Source organism: Pseudomonas sp. TE12508 (assembly GCF_056279485.1).
On record NZ_JBWCCN010000002.1, the window covers coordinates 343,157 to 361,157 of the forward strand.

11 protein-coding genes are annotated in these 18,001 nt (G+C 60.3%); 5 read left to right on the top strand and 6 right to left on the bottom strand.

Annotated features, from left to right (window positions below; translation table 11 throughout):
* Positions 1-119 precede the first annotated feature (119 nt).
* The gene (locus tag ACZ9IM_RS03880; RefSeq protein ID WP_476223408.1) at positions 120-2,510 is read left to right on the top strand and encodes a sensor domain-containing diguanylate cyclase; all 2,391 of its coding nucleotides are present in this window, start codon (positions 120-122) and stop codon (positions 2,508-2,510) included.
* Between the two features lie 169 nt (positions 2,511-2,679).
* On the opposite strand, the gene dacB is transcribed toward ACZ9IM_RS03880, so the two are convergent.
* The gene (gene dacB, locus ACZ9IM_RS03885; protein ID WP_038979930.1) at positions 2,680-4,140 is read right to left on the bottom strand and encodes a D-alanyl-D-alanine carboxypeptidase/D-alanyl-D-alanine endopeptidase; all 1,461 of its coding nucleotides are present in this window, start codon (positions 4,138-4,140) and stop codon (positions 2,680-2,682) included.
* 234 nt (positions 4,141-4,374) lie between these two features.
* Here dacB and ACZ9IM_RS03890 point away from each other — a divergent pair, with 234 nt between their 5' ends.
* Positions 4,375-4,719, top strand: coding sequence for a YggL family protein (locus tag ACZ9IM_RS03890; protein ID WP_007896965.1), 345 nt, complete (start codon positions 4,375-4,377; stop codon positions 4,717-4,719).
* Between the two features lie 132 nt (positions 4,720-4,851).
* Here ACZ9IM_RS03890 and ACZ9IM_RS03895 read toward each other — a convergent pair whose 3' ends face one another.
* Complete coding sequence (locus tag ACZ9IM_RS03895) at positions 4,852-6,042, bottom strand: benzoate/H(+) symporter BenE family transporter (protein ID WP_476223409.1); 1,191 nt, start codon at positions 6,040-6,042, stop codon at positions 4,852-4,854.
* 357 nt (positions 6,043-6,399) lie between these two features.
* On the opposite strand from ACZ9IM_RS03895, the gene ACZ9IM_RS03900 reads away from it, so the two are divergent.
* Complete coding sequence (locus ACZ9IM_RS03900; RefSeq protein WP_007896961.1) at positions 6,400-7,164, top strand: GntR family transcriptional regulator; 765 nt, start codon at positions 6,400-6,402, stop codon at positions 7,162-7,164.
* Positions 7,165-7,337: 173 nt separating this feature from the next.
* Here ACZ9IM_RS03900 and guaD read toward each other — a convergent pair whose 3' ends face one another.
* The 4 genes from guaD to xdhA all read right to left on the bottom strand — a co-directional run bounded on the left by guaD (position 7,338) and on the right by xdhA (position 13,517).
* On the bottom strand, positions 7,338-8,642 hold the full coding sequence (gene guaD, locus ACZ9IM_RS03905; protein WP_427625528.1) for a guanine deaminase: 1,305 nt from the start codon (positions 8,640-8,642) through the stop codon (positions 7,338-7,340).
* Between the two features lie 41 nt (positions 8,643-8,683).
* Positions 8,684-9,529, bottom strand: a complete 846-nt coding sequence (gene xdhC, locus ACZ9IM_RS03910) for a xanthine dehydrogenase accessory protein XdhC (RefSeq protein WP_476223410.1) — start codon at positions 9,527-9,529, stop codon at positions 8,684-8,686.
* Positions 9,530-9,670: 141 nt separating this feature from the next.
* Entirely contained in the window at positions 9,671-12,070 is a 2,400-nt protein-coding gene (gene xdhB / locus ACZ9IM_RS03915; RefSeq protein WP_476223411.1) for a xanthine dehydrogenase molybdopterin binding subunit, read from the bottom strand.
* Positions 12,063-13,517 (bottom strand): xanthine dehydrogenase small subunit, encoded by a 1,455-nt coding sequence (gene xdhA / locus ACZ9IM_RS03920; protein ID WP_476223412.1) that lies wholly within the window; start codon positions 13,515-13,517, stop codon positions 12,063-12,065. Before xdhA ends, xdhB begins: the two co-directional genes overlap by 8 nt.
* 266 nt (positions 13,518-13,783) lie before the next feature.
* Between xdhA and ACZ9IM_RS03925 the strand changes: the two genes are divergently transcribed.
* Together ACZ9IM_RS03925 and smc are read left to right on the top strand one after the other, a co-directional pair.
* Positions 13,784-14,443 (top strand): GntR family transcriptional regulator, encoded by a 660-nt coding sequence (locus ACZ9IM_RS03925; protein ID WP_427625532.1) that lies wholly within the window; start codon positions 13,784-13,786, stop codon positions 14,441-14,443.
* Positions 14,444-14,445: 2 nt separating this feature from the next.
* On the top strand, positions 14,446-17,934 hold the full coding sequence (gene smc, locus ACZ9IM_RS03930) for a chromosome segregation protein SMC (RefSeq protein WP_427625533.1): 3,489 nt from the start codon (positions 14,446-14,448) through the stop codon (positions 17,932-17,934).
* Positions 17,935-18,001: the final 67 nt, after the last annotated feature.

The window sequence follows — 18,001 nt, forward strand, 5'->3', positions numbered from 1 at the left end:
AGCCTTGATTTTTAAAGGCTCTTGGGTTCTTTCAGTGCTGGTCAAATTAGTGGCTAATAGCTATAACTCAATGCATGGCCAATGGGCTTTTCCGGCACCTGGCGTTTTGAGTTGTATCTATGTCGCTGCACGCCGTGCGCCCCAAGATCCTGGGTTTTATCCGCGAAGATGTTTCGGCCTGGCTGGTCGCACTGTTGGCATTGCTTGTCGGCGGGGTTCTCACGGGATTGCTGGCCTGGGCGACGTTCAATCAATTTCATCAGCAATTGCGGCAACGTTTCCAGCTGCTCGCCAGTGAACGTTACAGCCGTATCGAAGAACGTTTCGAAGATCAGGAGCAGCGCCTTGACGGCCTGCGTCGGTTCTTCGTCAATTCCGAATCGGTGTCCCGCGAGGAATTCGACGGTTACGCCAAACCTCTTTTGCGTCGCACCCAGGCCTACTCCTGGGCCCCTCGGGTTTCCCGCACTGAACGACCGCTACTTGAACGCGCGGTGAGCGCAGAGGGATTGAGCGATTTCACCTTTCGCGAACTCAACGCCGATGGTCAGTTGCAACCAGCCGGCTTGCGAGATGAGTACGTGCCCGTGCTCTACACCCAAACCCAAAGCCGACTGCCCACGCCGCTGGGTTACGACCTGCTGGCCCAGCCCCTGCGCCGTTCGACCCTGGAACGCGCCGATCGCAATGGCCGCATGGCCGTGTCGCAACCGTTGCATCTGGTAGGCATCGAGCCCGCCTATTCGCGGGGCGTGTTGCTAGTGGCTCCGGTCATCCATCAGAACATCCCCAATGCTGCGCCCGCCGGCTATGTCATGGCGGTGATCAGCATGCGTCAGTTGTTGGCGGACGGGCTGCCGGAAGAGAATCATGACTCTCTCTCGGTGCGTATCCTCGACATGTCCACCGATGATCAGCATGAAGTGTTGTATGAGTCGGCCAACACGGCGGGGGCCAGTGGCTTGTCCTCCACGCGTTTGCTACGTCTGGCCGACCATGACTATCAAGTGGATATGCGTCCCAGCGCCGCGTTCCTGAAAGCCAACCATTCCTCGGTGGCCAGCCTGGTGGTACTCGGCGGTTTGCTCAGCCTGCTGCTCAGTGTGTTTCTCTATGTGTTGGTCAGCCAGCGCCAGCGAGCGCTGAAAATGGTGGAGCAGCGGACCCGGGAACTTCACGACCGTGAGCAAGAGTTACGCGGCACGCACGGCCAGTTGCGCGGTGTGCTGGATGCCGCGACTCAGGTGGCGATTATCGCCACCGACTTGCGCGGGGTGATTAGCACCTTCAACGCCGGTGCAGAGCAAATGCTCGGTTATTGCAGTGCGCAGGTCATAGGCCATATGACCCTGGAAAGCCTGCATCTGCCCCGGGAACTCGAAGCGCGCTCGGCCGAGTTGAGCGCGCGCTATGGCAAGCCCATCCCGACGTGTCAGGCGATGCTGGTCGAAGGCGGGGAAGAGGGCGGTCACGAAGCGCGAGAGTGGACACTGGTCCGCCACGACGGCAGTCACTTGACGGTGAACATGCTGGCGGCCCCGGTTCTCGACGAGCAAGGCTTGTGGGTCGGGCACCTGGCGATTTGTATCGACATCACTGAGCGCAAGCGCGTCCACGAAGCCCTGGCGGCACGTGACCTGTTGTTGAAGAAACTCAGCGCCCATGTGCCCGGCGGGATCTACCAGTTCAAGATGGAATTCGATGGGCGCTTCAGCGTGATCTACGCCAGCGACGGTATGCGCGATATCTACGAACTCGAGCCGGAGGTGCTGTTGCTCAACGCCGAAGCGGTGTTCGCGCGGATTCATCCTCAGGACACGCGCCGGGTCCGCGCTTCGATCCTGGCGTCGGCGGACACCCTCAGCCCCTGGCGTGAAGAGTACCGCGTGCAATTGCCTGAGCGCGGTCTGCGTTGGGTCCGCGGCGAAGCGACGCCGGAGGAACTGCCTGGTGGCGGTGTGCTGTGGCATGGCTACATTTCGGACATCTCCGACCTCAAGCGAGTGGAAGAGGAATTGCGCGCACTGTCGGTGACCGACTCCCTGACCGGGATCCATAACCGTCGCTACTTCCAGGAGCGCCTGACCACCGAAATGGCTCGGGTCGAGCGCGGCGGTGGCGAGTTGTCGGTGATCATGCTCGACATCGATCACTTCAAACGCATCAACGATCAGCACGGTCATGCCGTGGGTGATCGGGTATTGCAGGCCGTGTGCGAGCGCATTGGCGGTCGCTTGCGGCGCACCGATGTGTTCTGTCGCCTGGGCGGTGAAGAGTTCATGGTGCTTTGCCCGGATATCGACGGCGAACAGGCCCTCGTGCTGGCCGTGGAGTTGTGGCAAGGGTTGCGCAGTGCGCCGATCGACGAGGTCGGGATCGTCACCGCGAGTTTCGGGATTGCCAGTTGGCGGGCCGGAGAGGGCGCGGATGCGCTGCTGTTGCGGGCGGACTCAGGGGTATATGCGGCGAAGCAGGCGGGAAGGGATCGGGTTGAGGGGCAGATGAGCTAGGACAGCATGCGGACCCTGTGGGAGCGAATTGTGGCGAGGGGGCTGTGTGATCGTTCCCACGCTCTGCGTGGGAATGCCTCAATGGACGCTCCGCGTCCGCTTTGGCAGTGACGCAGAGCGTCACCGGCTGCATTCCCACGCAGAGCGTGGGAACGATCGGATTGGGGGGTTACAACACCGAAGCCGTTTCCGGCAGTTTCGGCTGGCGGTACAGATCCAGCAGCACCTGATCCAGCACCGAGGAGGCGCCAAATGGTGCCTTGTCGTTGAGGATCGCCACCACCGCCCAGGTATTGCCATTGATGTCGCGGCTGTAGCCGGAGATGGCGCGTACGGTGTTCAGGGTGCCGGTCTTGACGTGGGCTTCACCGCGCATCGCGGTGGTCTTCAGGCGTTTGCGCATGGTGCCGTCGGTGCCGGCAATTGGCATCGAGCTGATGAACTCGGCGGAATACGGGCTGCGCCAGGCGGCTTGCAGCATCGCGGCCATTTCACGGGCACTCACTCGCTCGGCGCGGGACAGGCCGGAGCCGTTCTCCATCACCAGGTGCGGCGCAGTGATGCCTTTTCTCGCCAGCCACTGACGCACCACGCGCTGGGCTGCCTTGGCGTCGTCACCGTCGGCATCCGTGCGGAACTTCTGGCCCAGGCTCAGGAACAACTGCTGAGCCATGGTGTTGTTACTGTATTTGTTGATGTCGCGAATGATCTCCGCCAGGTCTGGCGAGTAGGCCCGGGCCAGCACCTTGGCGTTGCTCGGCGTCGGTGCCAGACGATCCTGGCCCTGGATGCTGCCGCCCAATTCCTTCCAGATCGCCCGCACAGCGCCAGCGGTGTAGGTCGCGTGGTCGAGCAGCGACAGGTAGGTCTGGGAGCTGCAGCCTTCGCCCAACTGACCGCCGACGGTCACGGTGACGCTGCCATCAGCCTGGGGCACCGGGTTGTAACGCACGCCACCGGTGCATTGCTTGGAGTTGAGCGCCTTGACCTGATTGTCGATGCGGATGCTGGCAATCGGCGGCTCGACCGACACCAGGACCTTGCCCGAGTCGTTGCGGGCCACGAAGCGCAGGGCCTTGAGGTTGACCAGCAGCGCGTCGGGTTTGACCAGGAACGGTTTGTTCTCGTCGTTGCCGTCGTCGTTGAATTCAGGCAGTTGTGGTTGAACGAAGAAGCCGCGGTCCAGCACCAGGTCGCCGGTGACCTGGGTCACGCCGTTGGCGCGCAAGTCGCGCATCAGCAGCCAGAGTTTTTCCATGTTCAGCTTCGGATCGCCGCCACCCTTGAGGTAGAGGTTGCCGTTGAGGATGCCGCCGCTGAGGGTGCCGTCGGTGTAGAACTCGGTTTTCCACTGGTGGTTCGGGCCGAGCATTTCCAGCGCGGCGTACGTGGTCACCAGCTTCATGGTCGAGGCCGGGTTGACCGAAACATCAGCGTTATGAATGGTTGGGGTGCCCGGGCCGTTGAGCGGGATCATTACCAGTGACAGGGCACTGTCTTGCAGTTTGCTGGCCTTGAGCGCCTTTTCGACGTTGGGCGACAGGGCGGTGTTGATCGAGGCGGCGGAAACGGGGAGGGCCAGGGGCAGAAGAAGGCTGGCCAGCAGCAATGGACGCAAAGATTTGATCATTTGAAATAAAACCCTACAGCCGAGGGGAAAAAAGACGAGGGCATGGAGATAAATTCCCTCAGCGGTCATGAAAGTGTCGGCATTATGCCCCAAGGTGCAACAGCTTGTGCCGTACCCCGGTCGTCTAATCCGCTATTTTTTTACCGGCGGTAGGTGTAGCGGCATTCTGAGACGGGCAATCGGCGCCTTAAACTGCTAAAGTGCGGCCCGTTAATACTTATGAGGATTGTTCCAATGGCGACTAACCGTTCCCAGCGTCTGCGCAAAAAACTGTGCGTCGATGAATTTCAAGAGCTGGGTTTCGAACTGAACCTGGATTTCAAAGAAGATTTGGCTGATGAAGCCATTGATGCTTTCCTCGACGCGTTCCTGAAAGAAGCCATGGAAGCCAACGGTCTGGGCTATGTTGGCGGCGACGACTTCGGTCTGGTTTGCCTGCAAAAGCGTGGCTCGGTCTCCGAAGAGCAGCGTGCTGCTGTTGAAGCCTGGCTCAAAGGCCGCAGCGAACTGACCGAAGCAACCGTCAGCCCGCTGATCGACGTCTGGTACCCGGAAAAGCCGATCAATCCGGTAGCTTGATGTTCTAAAAAACGGCGACCCAAGGGTCGCCGTTTTTTTTGTGAAGATCAAAGGATCGCAGCCTCTACACAGCGCCTACCTTGGAACGCGTTGCCCTGTAGGAGCTGTCGAGTGAAACGAGGCTGCGATCTTCTAGGCTCCACGCCAGTTCAAAATAACCAACGTCAACACCCCCGCCACAATCCCCCAGAACGCCGAACCGATGGAAAACAGCGTCAACCCCGACGCCGTGACCATAAAGGTAATCAGCGCTGCTTCCCGTTCCTGCACTTGCGCCATGGCAATGCTCAACCCATTGATGATCGAGCCGAACAGCGCCAGCGCGGCAATCGACAGCACCAGCTCTTTAGGTAATGCGGCAAACAACGCCGCCAGCGTCGCGCCGAACACCCCGGCAATCCCGTAGAAAATCCCGCACCAGACGGCGGCCGTGTAGCGCTTGTTGCGATCTTCATGGGCATGCGGCCCGGTGCAGATTGCCGCGCTGATGGCGGCCAGGTTGATCCCATGGGAGCCGAAGGGCGCCAACAGCAACGAGGCAATGCCGGTGGTGGTGATCAGCGGTGAGGCCGGCACGTTGTAGCCATCGGCGCGCAATACGGCGATACCCGGCATGTTCTGCGAGGTCATCGCCACCACGAACAGCGGAATGCCAATGCTGATGGTCGCGGCCAGGGAGAAATGCGGTGTAGTCCAGACCGGTGTCGCGACTTCCAGATGGAAGCCACTGAAATCCAGCAACCCCATAAATCCTGACAGCACAGTGCCGATCAACAGCGCGGCGAGCACGGCGTAGCGCGGCGAGAGGCGCTTGACCAGCAGATAGGTGAAGAACATTCCCAGGACCAGCGCAGTGCGGTGCTGGGCAGCGACGAAAATCTCGCTGCCAATTTTGAACAGAATTCCCGCCAGCAACGCCGCCGCCAGCGATGCCGGGATCTTTTTCACCAACCGTTCGAAGCTGCCGGTGAGGCCACAGATCGTCACCAGCACCGCGCAGGTGATGTAGGCGCCGATGGCCTCGCCGTAACTGACACCGCCAAGGCTGGTGATCAGCAACGCTGCGCCAGGGGTCGACCAGGCGATGGTGATCGGGGTGCGGTAGCGCAGGGACAAGCCGATCGAGCACACCGCCATGCCGATAGAGATCGCCCAGATCCACGACGAAATCTGTCCGCTGGTCAGGCCTGCTGCTTGCCCGGCCTGGAACATTAGCACCAGTGAGCTGGTGTAGCCGGTCATCATGGCAATGAACCCGGCGACGATGGCCGAGGGTGATGTGTCAGTCAGAGGGCGAAGCTGCGTGTGCGTGGCGTCGGTCATGAAAGCGGTGTTCCTTATACATGAAGATGTCCGAAGCGACGCTGAACCCTGTGGGAGCGTGGCTTGCCCGCGAAGGCGTAGTGTCAGTCGACATCAATGCTGAATGACACGGCGCCTTCGCGGGCAAGCCACGCTCCCACAAGGGATTGTGTTCAGGCTGCGGATTCTGCGTTCAAGCCTAAACTGAAAAGTAACCGGTCGTTGCAATACAGCGAAGGCGACAAACAGCCGTACAGTCGTGTTGCCACCTTCCATTGTGTACAATCGCGGTGTTTTTTACGCGATACTTGCCAGCGACCCACTGTGCCGTATTACAGTCACGGTCAATTCGCCGCAGTTCTCCCGACTCGAGTGCCCATGAACGAACAGTTGCAACCCCTCAAGAAACAACCGCGAGCAGGCAAAGCCGGGCGCAGCGGTACCCAGGACGATATTGTCTACGCGCATATCTTCGAGGCCATCCTCGAACAGCGTCTGGCGCCCGGCACCAAGTTGAGCGAAGAAGCGCTGGGGGAAATTTTCGGGGTCAGCCGCACCATCATTCGCCGAGCGCTGTCGCGTCTGGCCCATGAAGGCGTGGTGTTGCTGCGACCGAATCGCGGTGCTGTCGTTGCCAGCCCGAGTGTCGAAGAGGCCCGCCAGGTGTTTATGGCGCGGCGTCTGGTGGAGCGGGCGATCACTGAATTGGCGGTTCAGCATGCCACCGCCGAGGAAATTGCCGACTTGCGGCAGATGGTCAACGATGAGCGCGACAGCTTCTCCCGTGGCGATCGTGGTGCCGGAATCCGTCTGTCGGGCGAGTTTCACTTGAAGCTGGCCGAAGCGGCGAAAAACGCGCCGCTGATCAGCTTCCAGCGCAGCCTGGTGTCCCAGACTTCGTTGATCATCGCCCAGTACGAGAGCGGCAACCGTTCCCACTGTTCCTACGATGAACACACTCAGTTGATCAACGCCATCGAAGCGCGGGACGCGACGCTGGCGGTGGATTTGATGATGCATCACATGGACCACATCGACAGCAAACTCAACCTCGACGAAGAAAGTGCGTCGGATGATTTGCATGCGGTGTTTTCGCATTTGTTGCAGACCAAGAAGCCTGGGCGTTCAACAGCCAAGCTCTGACTTCCTGACGCTGATCGTTCCCACGCTCTGCGTGGGAATGCCTCAACGGACGCTCTGCGTTCGGCTCTGGATTGGGACGCGGAGCGTCCCGGGCTGCATTCCCACGCGGAGCGTGGGAACGATCAATCCCCCGCAACCAACGATTGCGGGGGATTTTTTATGCTTGGAGAAAACTAGCGCTGATGCACCAGATTCCCCGCCGCATACGTCTGCAGAACAGTCCGGTCATCCCCCAGCGTCATCAATACAAACAACGTCTCGGCAATGTTATTGGCCTGTTTCAGGCGATAGCTGAGCAGTGGCGTGGCGTTGTAATCCAGCACCAGGAAGTCCGCGTCGGTGCCCGGTTGCAAGGTACCGATCTTGTCTTCCAGACGTAGCGCGCGGGCGCCGCCGAGGGTGGCCAGGTACAGCGACTTGAACGGGCTCAGCCGCGCGCCTTGCAGTTGCATGACTTTGTAGGCTTCGTTCAGGGTTTGCAGCAGCGAGAAGCTGGTGCCGCCACCAACGTCGGTACCGAGACCGACATTGAGTTTGTGCTTCTCGGCCATCGGCAGATTGAACAGGCCGCTGCCGAGGAACAAGTTCGAGGTCGGGCAAAACGCAATCGCCGAGCCGGTTTCCGCCAGCCGCGCACACTCGTCGTCGCACAGGTGCACGCCGTGAGCGAACACCGAGCGCTCGCCGAGCAATTGGTAGTGATCGTAGACATCCAGGTAGCCCTTGCGCTCCGGGAACAGCGCCTTGACCCACTCGATTTCCTTGAGGTTTTCGCTGATGTGGGTCTGCATGTACAGATCCGGGTATTCGCTGAGCAACTGGCCGGCGAGGGTCAGTTGTTCCGGGGTGCTGGTCGGTGCAAAACGCGGAGTGACCGCGTAGTGCAAGCGACCCTTGCCGTGCCAGCGCTCGATCAGCGCCTTGCTTTCAACGTAGCTCGATTCGGCGGTGTCGGTCAGGTAGTCCGGCGCGTTGCGATCCATCATCACCTTGCCGGCAATCATTCGCAGGTCCAGCTGTTCGGCGGCCTCGAAGAACGAGTTCACCGACTGCGGATGCACGCTGCCGAACACCAGCGCCGTGGTGGTACCGTTGCGCAGCAGTTCCTTGATGAAAATGTCCGCGACTTCGTCCGCATGGTTCTTGTCGGCGAACTGGCTTTCACAGGGGAAGGTGTAGGTGTTCAGCCAGTCCAGAAGTTGTTCGCCGTAGGCGCCGACCATGCCGGTTTGCGGCAGGTGGATGTGGGTGTCGATGAAGCCCGGGGTGATCAGCGCGTCCTGATAATGGGTGATCTCGATGTCGGCCGGCAGGGTCGGCAGCAATTCGCTGGCGTGGCCGATGGCACTGATCTGGCCGTTATCGACCACCAGCAGGCCGTCTTCGAAATATTCGTACGAGGCTTCGATACCCACTTCGGCAGGGTCGGCGATGCTGTGCAGAATGGCGGCGCGGTAGGCTTTGCGAGTCAGAGGCATGAGCGTTCTCAATTAGTTCGAAGCTGTTCAGTTCGAAGCTTTCAGTTCAAAGCTTGGCTGCGGCGTGAAGCAGGCAGCAGTTTGGCGATCGATGATCCGGCGCTGGCGGTGTGCTGGCCGAAATTCGCGTTATAGGTGGCGATGATTTCGCCGGCGATGGAGATGGCGATTTCCACAGGCAACTTGCCTTTGACTTCGCCGATGCCCATCGGGCAGCGCATGCGTTGCAGCACGGTGCTGTCGAAGCCGCGGTCACGCAGGCGGTGTTCGAACTTCACCCGTTTGGTCTTCGAACCGATCAGGCCGAAGTAGGCGAAGTCGTTGCGCTTGAGAATCGCGGCGGTGAGTTCAAGGTCGAGCTGGTGGTTGTGGGTCATGACGATGCAGTAGCTGCCGGCGGGCAGATCATCCACTTCATCCAGCGGTTCTTCAGTGACTATTTTGCGCACGCCGTGGGGGATCTGATCGGGGAATTCAGCTTCCCGCGAGTCGATCCAGCGCACCCGGCAGGGCAGGCTGGCGAGCAGCGGCACCAGCGCCCGGCCGACGTGGCCGGCGCCAAACACAGCGATCTGCGCCTGAACCTGGCCCATCGGTTCGAACAGCAATACGGTCACGCCACCGCAGCACTGGCCCAGGCTGGCGCCTAGGCTGAAGCGCTCCAGATGGGTGTCCTGTCGGCCGCTGGCCAGCATCTCGCGGCTGATCTGCATGGCCTTGTACTCCAGATGCCCGCCACCGATGGTGTCGAACGTTTGCGTGGCGCTGATGACCATCTTCGAGCCGGCATTACGCGGCGTCGAGCCGAGCTCTTCGATGATGGTCACCAACACACAGGGTTCACCCCGGGTTTGCAGGTCGGCGAGGGCGTCGATCCAGTTGTACATGTTTCACCTCGACATCTTTGTTGTCTGTTCGGCCGTCATCGCTAGCAGGCTAGCTCCCACAGGGTTTGTGGTGTCCACACAATCTGGATTCAACGCAAATCCTGTGGGAGCCAGCCTGCTGGCGATTGGCCGCGCCGCGGTTTAGAGCGAAGCCAACTCGACTTCAGCCTCAACAGGCTTCAAAGCCTTCAACTGCCGCATCTGCTCACAGCCCCACAACACCCGCTCCGGGGTCGCCGGTGCGTCGATTTTCGGTTGATGCTGGTAGTCGCCCAAACTGGCCACGGCGTCCTTGATCGCGCACCACGCGGCAATGCCGAGCATGAACGGCGGCTCACCCACGGCCTTGGAATGGAAGACCGTGTCTTCCGGGTTCTTGCGGTTTTCCACCAGCTTCACCCGCAGGTCCAATGGCATGTCTGCCACCGCCGGGATCTTGTAGCTGGCCGGGCCGTTGGTCATCAGTTTGCCCTTGTTGTTCCACACCAGTTCTTCCATGGTCAGCCAGCCCATGCCCTGGATGAAACCACCCTCGACCTGACCGATGTCGATCGCCGGGTTCAGCGAGTCGCCGACATCGTGAAGAATGTCGGTACGCAGCATCTTGTACTCGCCGGTCAGGGTGTCGACGATCACCTCGGCGCAGGCTGCACCGAAGGCGTAGTAGTAGAACGGCCGACCCCGCGCCTGGCTGCGGTCGTAGTAGATTTTCGGGGTCTTGTAGAAGCCGGTGCTCGACAGCGACACCTGAGCGAAATACGCCTGCTGGATCAGCGATTCAAACGTCAGGATGTGATCGCGGACCCGAACGTGACCGTTGTGGAACTCCACGTCTTCTTCACTGACCTTGTATTGCCGCGCGGCGAATTCCACCAGGCGTTTCTTGATGATTTCAGCCGCGTTTTGCGCCGCTTTACCATTGAGGTCGGCGCCGCTCGAAGCAGCGGTTGGCGAGGTGTTCGGGACCTTGTCGGTGTTGGTCGCGGTGATCTGCACGCGGTCCATTTCCACCTGGAACACTTCAGCCACGACTTGCGCAACCTTGGTGTTCAGACCCTGGCCCATTTCAGTGCCGCCGTGGTTCAGGTGGATGCTACCGTCGGTGTAGATGTGGATCAGTGCGCCGGCCTGGTTGAGGAAACTGGCGGTGAAGGAGATACCGAATTTCACCGGGGTCAGCGCCAGGCCTTTTTTCAGGATCGGGCTGTTGGCGTTGTAGCGACGGATCGCTTCGCGACGCTCGGCGTACTGGCTGCTTTCTTCCAGTTCGGCGGTCATTTCCTCGAGCATGTTGTGCTCGACGGTCTGGTAGTAATGGGTGATGTTGCGCTCGGTCTTGCCGTAGTAGTTGGCCTTGCGCACGGCCAGCGGATCGAGGCCCAGATGCCGGGCAATCGCGTCCATCACTTCTTCGATGGCGACCATGCCTTGCGGGCCGCCGAAACCACGGTAAGCGGTGTTCGACGCGGTGTTGGTTTTGCAGCGGTGACCGTTGATGGTCGCGTCGCCCAGGTAATAAGAGTTGTCGGCATGGAACATCGCGCGGTCGACAATTGACGCCGACAAATCCGGTGAGCAACCGCAGTTGCCGGCCAGTTCCAGCGCAATGCCATGCAAGCGACCGGTGCTGTCGAAGCCCACGTCGTACTCGACGTAGAACGGGTGACGCTTGCCGGTCATCAGCATGTCTTCGACACGCGGCAGGCGCATTTTGGTCGGCTGGCCGGTCAGGTGCGCGATCACCGCGCACAGGCACGCCGGGCTTGCCGCCTGGGTTTCCTTGCCGCCGAAACCACCGCCCATGCGGCGCATATCAACGACGATTTTGTTCATCGACACGTCCAGCACTTCCGCCACCAGTTTCTGCACTTCGGTGGGGTTCTGGGTCGAGCAATAAACGATCATGCCGCCGTCTTCGGTCGGCATCACCGAAGAGATCTGGGTTTCCAGATAGAAGTGTTCCTGGCCGCCGATGTGCAGCGTGCCTTGAATGCGATGTTCGGCAGTAGAAAGCGCGGTGGCCGAATCGCCACGCTGGTGGGTGTGGCTGTCGAGCACGAAGTGGCGTTTGCGCAGGGCTTCTACCACGTCCAGAACGGGTTCGAGATCTTCGTATTCGATGATCGCGGCCATCGCTGCTTTGCGTGCGGTTTCCAGGTCTTTCGCCGCAACGGCCAGTACCGGTTGACCGACGAACTGCACGTCATCGATGGCCAGCAATGGGTCGCCCGGCAGCAGTGGGCCGATGTCTTTCAGGCCTGGCACATCTTCGTGGGTGATTGCGATGCGCACGCCTTCGAAGGCGTAGCAAGGCTTGGTGTCGACGCTGATGATTTTTGCGTGGGCGCGGTCTGACAGCCGTGCATAAACGTGCAGCTGATTGGGGAATTCCAGCCGATCGTCGATGTACTGCGCTTCGCCGGACACATGCTTGTCGGCGCTGTCGTGCTTGACGCTGCGGCCGACACCGGTGGTCAGGTCCTTGGCGAACAATTCAGCCAGTTCGGCTTGGGTCTTCTCTACAGCGTGATGATTAGACATAAGCGGTCACCCGAGTCTCGATGTGCGGTGTTTGCAGTTCGATGAAGTATTTACGCAGCAGGTTCTGCGCGCTGAGCAGGCGGTATTCCTTGCTGGCGCGAAAGTCCGAGAGTGGCGTGAAGTCTTCGGCCAATGCAGCGCAGGCGCGTTCGAGGGTGGCGTTGTTGAACGGCGCACCGAGCAGGGCGGCCTCGCAGTTTTTGGCGCGTTTTGGAATGGCCGCCATGCCGCCGAAAGCAACGCGGGCGTCGGCGATCACGCCGGTGTCGATGCGCAGGTTGAACGCGGCACAAACGGCGGAAATGTCATCGTCCAGACGCTTGGATACCTTGTAGGCGCGGAACAGTTGTTCAACGCTGGCGCGCGGCACGATGATCTTTTCGATGAACTCGCTTTCCTGACGCGCGGTCACCCGGTAATCGATGAAGTAGTCTTCCAGTGCCATGGTGCGGCGAGTTTCGCCTTTACACAGGACGATCTGCGCGCCGAGGGCGATCAGCAGCGGTGGTGAGTCACCGATCGGCGAGGCGTTGCCGATGTTGCCGCCCAAGGTGCCCTGATTGCGAATTTGCAGGGAGGCGAAGCGTTGCAGCAACTCGCCGAAGTCCGGGTACTCGGCCTTCAAGGCGTCGTAGCAGTCGGAGAGGGCGGTGGCGGCGCCGATTTCCAGGCGATCGTCGAAGCGTTCGATGCGTTTCATTTCAGCGACGTTGCCGACGTAGATCATCACCGGCAAGGTGCGGTGGAACTGGGTGACTTCCAGCGCCAGATCAGTGCCGCCGGCCAGCAGGCGGGCCTGTGGATAAGCATCGTAGAGGTCGGCCAGATCGGCCACGGTCAACGGCACCAGGCAGCGCTTGTCGCCACTGTTGAGTTCGCCGATATCGGTGGGGGCGATGGCTTTCAGGCGAGCGATGGTGTCTGCTTCTCGCGCATCGAATTGGTCGGGTTGTTTGCCACAGCATGATTGCTCGGCAGCGGCCAGGATCGGCCGATAACCGGTGCAGCGGCAGAGGTTGCCGGCCAGGGCTTCGTGGGCTTTATGGGCGTCGGGCTGGTCGCTGTTCTTTTGCAGCGCGAACAACGACATCACGAAGCCCGGGGTGCAGAAACCGCATTGCGAACCGTGGCACTCGACCATGGCTTTTTGCACGCTGTGCAGTTCGCCCTGGTGCTTGAGGTCTTCGACGCTGATCAGTTGCTTGCCGTGCAAGGAGGAGACGAACGTCAGGCACGAGTTGAGGCTGCGATAGCGAATGTGTTCGCGGCCATCGTCGTCCGTCTGCAGCTCGCCGACCACCACGGTGCAGGCACCACAGTCACCGCTGGCGCAGCCTTCTTTAGTGCCGGGTTTGCCCACATGTTCGCGCAGATAGTTGAGCACGGTCAGGTTCGGGTCCAGGGCGTGCTCGCTACGGAGTTCCTGGTTGAGTAAAAACTGGATCACGGAAGGCCTCGCAAACTCATTATTGTTGTTAACCGACATGAGCCGAATTTATCAGGTCTGACTTTTCGGTCAATGATTTTCTGACTTAAAGGTCAGGAAATAGCATTTTGTCGATCAACGACTCGTTCCTTCATTATTGACCCTCACGGGATAGCTTGCTGTTTGCGTGAATCGTGCCAAAAACCGCTGGGTGGGCACTCCGCCATGACCGATCAATTGCGCTACACTGCGCCGCTTGTGCAGATCGAAGAGTTTGAAGGACAACCATGACGTTCAAGGCGCCGGACAGCCTCGCCGAGCAAATCGCTCACCACCTCGCCGAACGTATCATTCGCGGCGAAATGAAGCCGGGGGAGCGCATTCAGGAACAGAAGGTCACGCTGGCGCTCAATGTCAGCCGCGGTTCAGTCCGTGAAGCCTTGCTGATCCTTGAGCGCCGCCACTTGATCGCGATTTTGCCGCGACGTGGCGCCCACGTGACCGAATTGACGGCGCACAAGGTACAAAGCCTGTGCACGCTGATGAGCGAGTTGTACATTCTGCTCGGCAATGCCGTGGCCAGCGGCTGGCAAGTCCAGGCCGACATGGCACCGTTCGTGGAGATCCAGCAGCGCCTGACTGCCAGCTACGAACGCCAGGACATCCGCACGTTCGTCGACGACAGCTTCAGTGTGATGCGCGCCGCCTATCCGTTCGCCAACAACCCGTACTTGCAGGAAACCGTCGAGAATTTGCAGCCGGCCATGAGCCGCGCGTATTTCCTCGCGCTGGATCAGCGCAAGGCCTCGATGAGCGAGTTCCTCGAGCTGTTCGAACGCTTGCTCGCTGCCGTGCTGGCTCGTGACTTTCCTCAGATCCGCGTGGTGCTGATGGCGTATGCCCAGCGCAGTTGCGATCTGGTGATTTCTGCCCTGACGGTCGCTTAAGCGTGCGGCTCAAATGCATCAAACTGGCGGGGTTCAAATCCTTCGTCGACCCGACCACGGTAAACTTCCCCAGTAACATGGCGGCAGTGGTCGGGCCCAATGGTTGCGGCAAGTCGAACATCATCGACGCCGTGCGTTGGGTGATGGGCGAGAGCTCGGCCAAGAACTTGCGCGGCGAGTCGATGACCGACGTCATCTTCAACGGCTCGACCAGCCGTAAACCGGTGAGTCAGGCGAGCATTGAGCTGGTGTTCGATAACTCCGACGGCACCCTGCTCGGCGAATGGGCCGCCTATGCGGAGATTTCCATTCGCCGCAAAGTGACCCGCGACAGCCAGACCACTTACTACCTCAACGGCACCAAATGCCGTCGCCGCGATATCACCGACATCTTTCTGGGTACCGGCCTCGGCCCGCGCAGCTACTCGATCATCGAACAGGGCATGATCTCCAAGCTGATCGAGTCCAAGCCCGAAGACCTGCGCAATTTCATCGAAGAAGCCGCTGGTATTTCCAAGTACAAGGAACGTCGGCGCGAGACTGAAAACCGTATCCGCCGCACCCACGAAAACCTTGCCCGCCTGACCGACCTGCGCGAAGAGCTCGAGCGTCAGCTTGAACGCTTGCACCGCCAGGCCGAGGCCGCCAAGAAGTATCAGGAATACAAAGGCGAAGAGCGCCAGCTCAAGGCCCAGCTGTCGGCCCTGCGCTGGCAGGCGTTGAACGAACAGGTCGGCCAGCGCGAGTCGATCATCGGCACCCAGGAAATCACCTTCGAAGCCCTGGTGGCTGAGCAGCGCAATGCCGACGCGGCCATCGAACGCCTGCGCGACGGTCATCACGATCTGTCCGAACGCTTCAATCTGGTGCAGGGGCGTTTCTATTCGGTCGGCGGCGACATCGCCCGGGTCGAGCAGAGCATTCAGCACGGTCAGCAACGTTTGCGTCAGCTACAGGACGACCTGAAAGAAGCCGAGCGCGCGCGGCTGGAAACCGAGTCTCACTTGGGTCACGACCGCACCTTGCTGCTGACCTTGGGCGAAGAGCTGGACATGCTCACGCCGGAACAGGAAGTCACCAGCGCCGCCGCCGAAGAAGCTGCTGCCGCGCTCGAAGAATCCGAAACCACCATGCATGGCTGGCAGGAACAGTGGGACGCGTTCAACCTCACCGCTGCCGAGCCGCGCCGTCAGGCTGAAGTTCAGCAGTCGCGGATCCAGCAGCTGGAAACCAGCCTGGAACGTTTGGCCGATCGTCAGAAGCGTCTTGGTGAAGAGCGTGCGTTGCTATCGGCGGATCCGGAAGACGCGGCGATCATGGAACTCAGCGAGCAGTTGGCGGCGTCCGAGGCCACGCTCGAAGACTTGCAGGCCAGTGAAGAGGCTCAGGTCGAGCGCCTTGAGCAACTGCGTCAGGAGTTGCAGCAAGCGCTTTCGGCGCAGCAGCAGGCCCAAGGTGATTTGCAGCGGCTCAACGGGCGATTGGCGTCGCTGGAAGCCTTGCAGCAAGCCGCGCTCGATCCCGGCACCGGCACTGCCGAATGGCTGCGCGAACAGCATCTGGCGGATCGCCCGCGTCTGGCCGAAGGCCTGAAGGTCGAGGCCGGTTGGGAGCTGGCGGTAGAAACCGTGCTCGGCGCCGACCTGCAAGCGGTGCTGGTGGATGACTTCGGTGATTTCGATCTGGCCGGGTTTGCCCAAGGCGATTTGCGCCTGCTCAGCCCGGCCACCGATGGCGTGCGAGTGCCCGGCAGTTTGCTCGACAAGGTCGAGGCGCAGATTGATTTGTCGCCATGGCTGGGACAGGTCAAACCGGTCGACAGCCTTGAACAGGCCTTGGCGTTGCGCGGGCAATTGGCTGCCGGGCAAAGCCTGATCAGCCGCGACGGTTACTGGGTCGGCCGACACTTTTTACGTGTGCGGCGGGCCAGCGAAGCGGAAAGCGGCGTGCTCGCCCGTGGCCAGGAAATCCAGCGTTTGGGCCTTGAACGCGAAGAGCGCGAAGCCACGGTCGAAACCCTGGAAACCCAACTTCAGAATCTCAGGGCGCAACAGCGTCAGCAGGAAAACGGCCGCGAACATTTGCGCCGTTTGCTGCAAGACGAAGCCCGTCAGCAAGGCGAATTGAAAGCCCAGCTGTCCGCCGGCAAAGCCAAGGTCGAGCAGTTGACGTTGCGCCGTACCCGTCTCGATGAAGAACTCACCGAGTTGAGTGAACAGCGCGCCCTGGAACACGAGAACATCGGCGAAGCGCGCCTGCAATTGCAGGAAGCTCTCGACAGCATGGCGCTGGACACCGAGCAGCGTGAATTGCTGTTGGCCCAGCGCGACAGCCTGCGCGAACGCCTCGACCGGGTGCGTCAGGAAGCCCGACAGCATAAGGATCATGCGCATCAATTGGCGGTGCGCCTCGGTTCGCTGAAGGCGCAACACGACTCCACTCGTCAGGCCCTTGAACGGCTGGAAATGCAGTCCGAGCGCCTGACCGAGAAGCGCGAACAGTTGAGCCTCAATCTGGAAGAGGGCGAGGCGCCACTGGAAGAGCTGCGGCTGAAACTCGAAGAGCTGCTCGACAAGCGCATGACGGTTGACGAAGAACTCAAGACCGCGCAAATGGCCATGGAAGATGCCGACCGCGAACTGCGCGATGCCGAGAAGCGCCGCACTCAGGCCGAGCAGCAATCCCAGTTGATTCGCAGCCAGCTCGAGCAGCAGCGCATGGAATGGCAAGCGCTGACGGTGCGACGCAAGACGTTGCAGGATCAATTGCTCGAAGACGGCTACGACCTCAACGGCGTGCTCGCCACGCTGCTGGCCGGGGCCAACGAGAAAGACGCCGAAGAAGAACTCGAGCGCATTGCCGCGCGGATTCAGCGCCTCGGGGCGATCAACCTCGCAGCCATCGACGAATACCAGCAACAATCCGAGCGTAAGCGTTATCTGGATGCTCAGAACGACGATTTGGTGGAAGCGCTGGACACGCTTGAGAACGTCATTCGCAAGATCGACAAGGAAACCCGAAACCGCTTCAAAGATACCTTTGATCAGATCAATGGCGGTTTACAGGCCCTTTTCCCAAAAGTTTTCGGTGGAGGACGCGCGTATTTGGAACTGACGGGCGAAGATCTACTCGATACAGGGGTAACGATCATGGCGCAGCCGCCAGGAAAGAAGAACAGCACCATCCATTTGCTCTCCGGTGGCGAAAAAGCCCTGACCGCATTGGCCCTGGTATTTGCCATCTTCAAATTGAATCCGGCGCCGTTCTGCATGCTCGATGAGGTTGACGCGCCATTGGATGACGCTAACGTTGGACGCTACGCACGGCTGGTCAAGGAAATGTCGCAGACGGTGCAGTTCATCTACATCACCCACAACAAGATCGCTATGGAAATGGCCGATCAATTAATGGGGGTGACGATGCACGAGCCCGGTTGCTCGCGTCTGGTGGCAGTGGATGTGGAGGAGGCGATGGCCATGGTGGACGCCTGAGTCATTGCGTGTAGGGCAAGTATTATTGAACTGTAGGGCTTTTTACCTGCCTTGACTTGCTGGCCAA

Coding starts and splice junctions, on each gene's coding strand:
- ACZ9IM_RS03880 (WP_476223408.1), top strand. CDS start 120: ATGTCGCTGCACGCCGTGCGCCCCAAGATCCTGGGTTTTATCCGCGAA.
- dacB (WP_038979930.1), bottom strand. CDS start 4,140: ATGATCAAATCTTTGCGTCCATTGCTGCTGGCCAGCCTTCTTCTGCCC.
- ACZ9IM_RS03890 (WP_007896965.1), top strand. CDS start 4,375: ATGGCGACTAACCGTTCCCAGCGTCTGCGCAAAAAACTGTGCGTCGAT.
- ACZ9IM_RS03895 (WP_476223409.1), bottom strand. CDS start 6,042: ATGACCGACGCCACGCACACGCAGCTTCGCCCTCTGACTGACACATCA.
- ACZ9IM_RS03900 (WP_007896961.1), top strand. CDS start 6,400: ATGAACGAACAGTTGCAACCCCTCAAGAAACAACCGCGAGCAGGCAAA.
- guaD (WP_427625528.1), bottom strand. CDS start 8,642: ATGCCTCTGACTCGCAAAGCCTACCGCGCCGCCATTCTGCACAGCATC.
- xdhC (WP_476223410.1), bottom strand. CDS start 9,529: ATGTACAACTGGATCGACGCCCTCGCCGACCTGCAAACCCGGGGTGAA.
- xdhB (WP_476223411.1), bottom strand. CDS start 12,070: ATGTCTAATCATCACGCTGTAGAGAAGACCCAAGCCGAACTGGCTGAA.
- ACZ9IM_RS03925 (WP_427625532.1), top strand. CDS start 13,784: ATGACGTTCAAGGCGCCGGACAGCCTCGCCGAGCAAATCGCTCACCAC.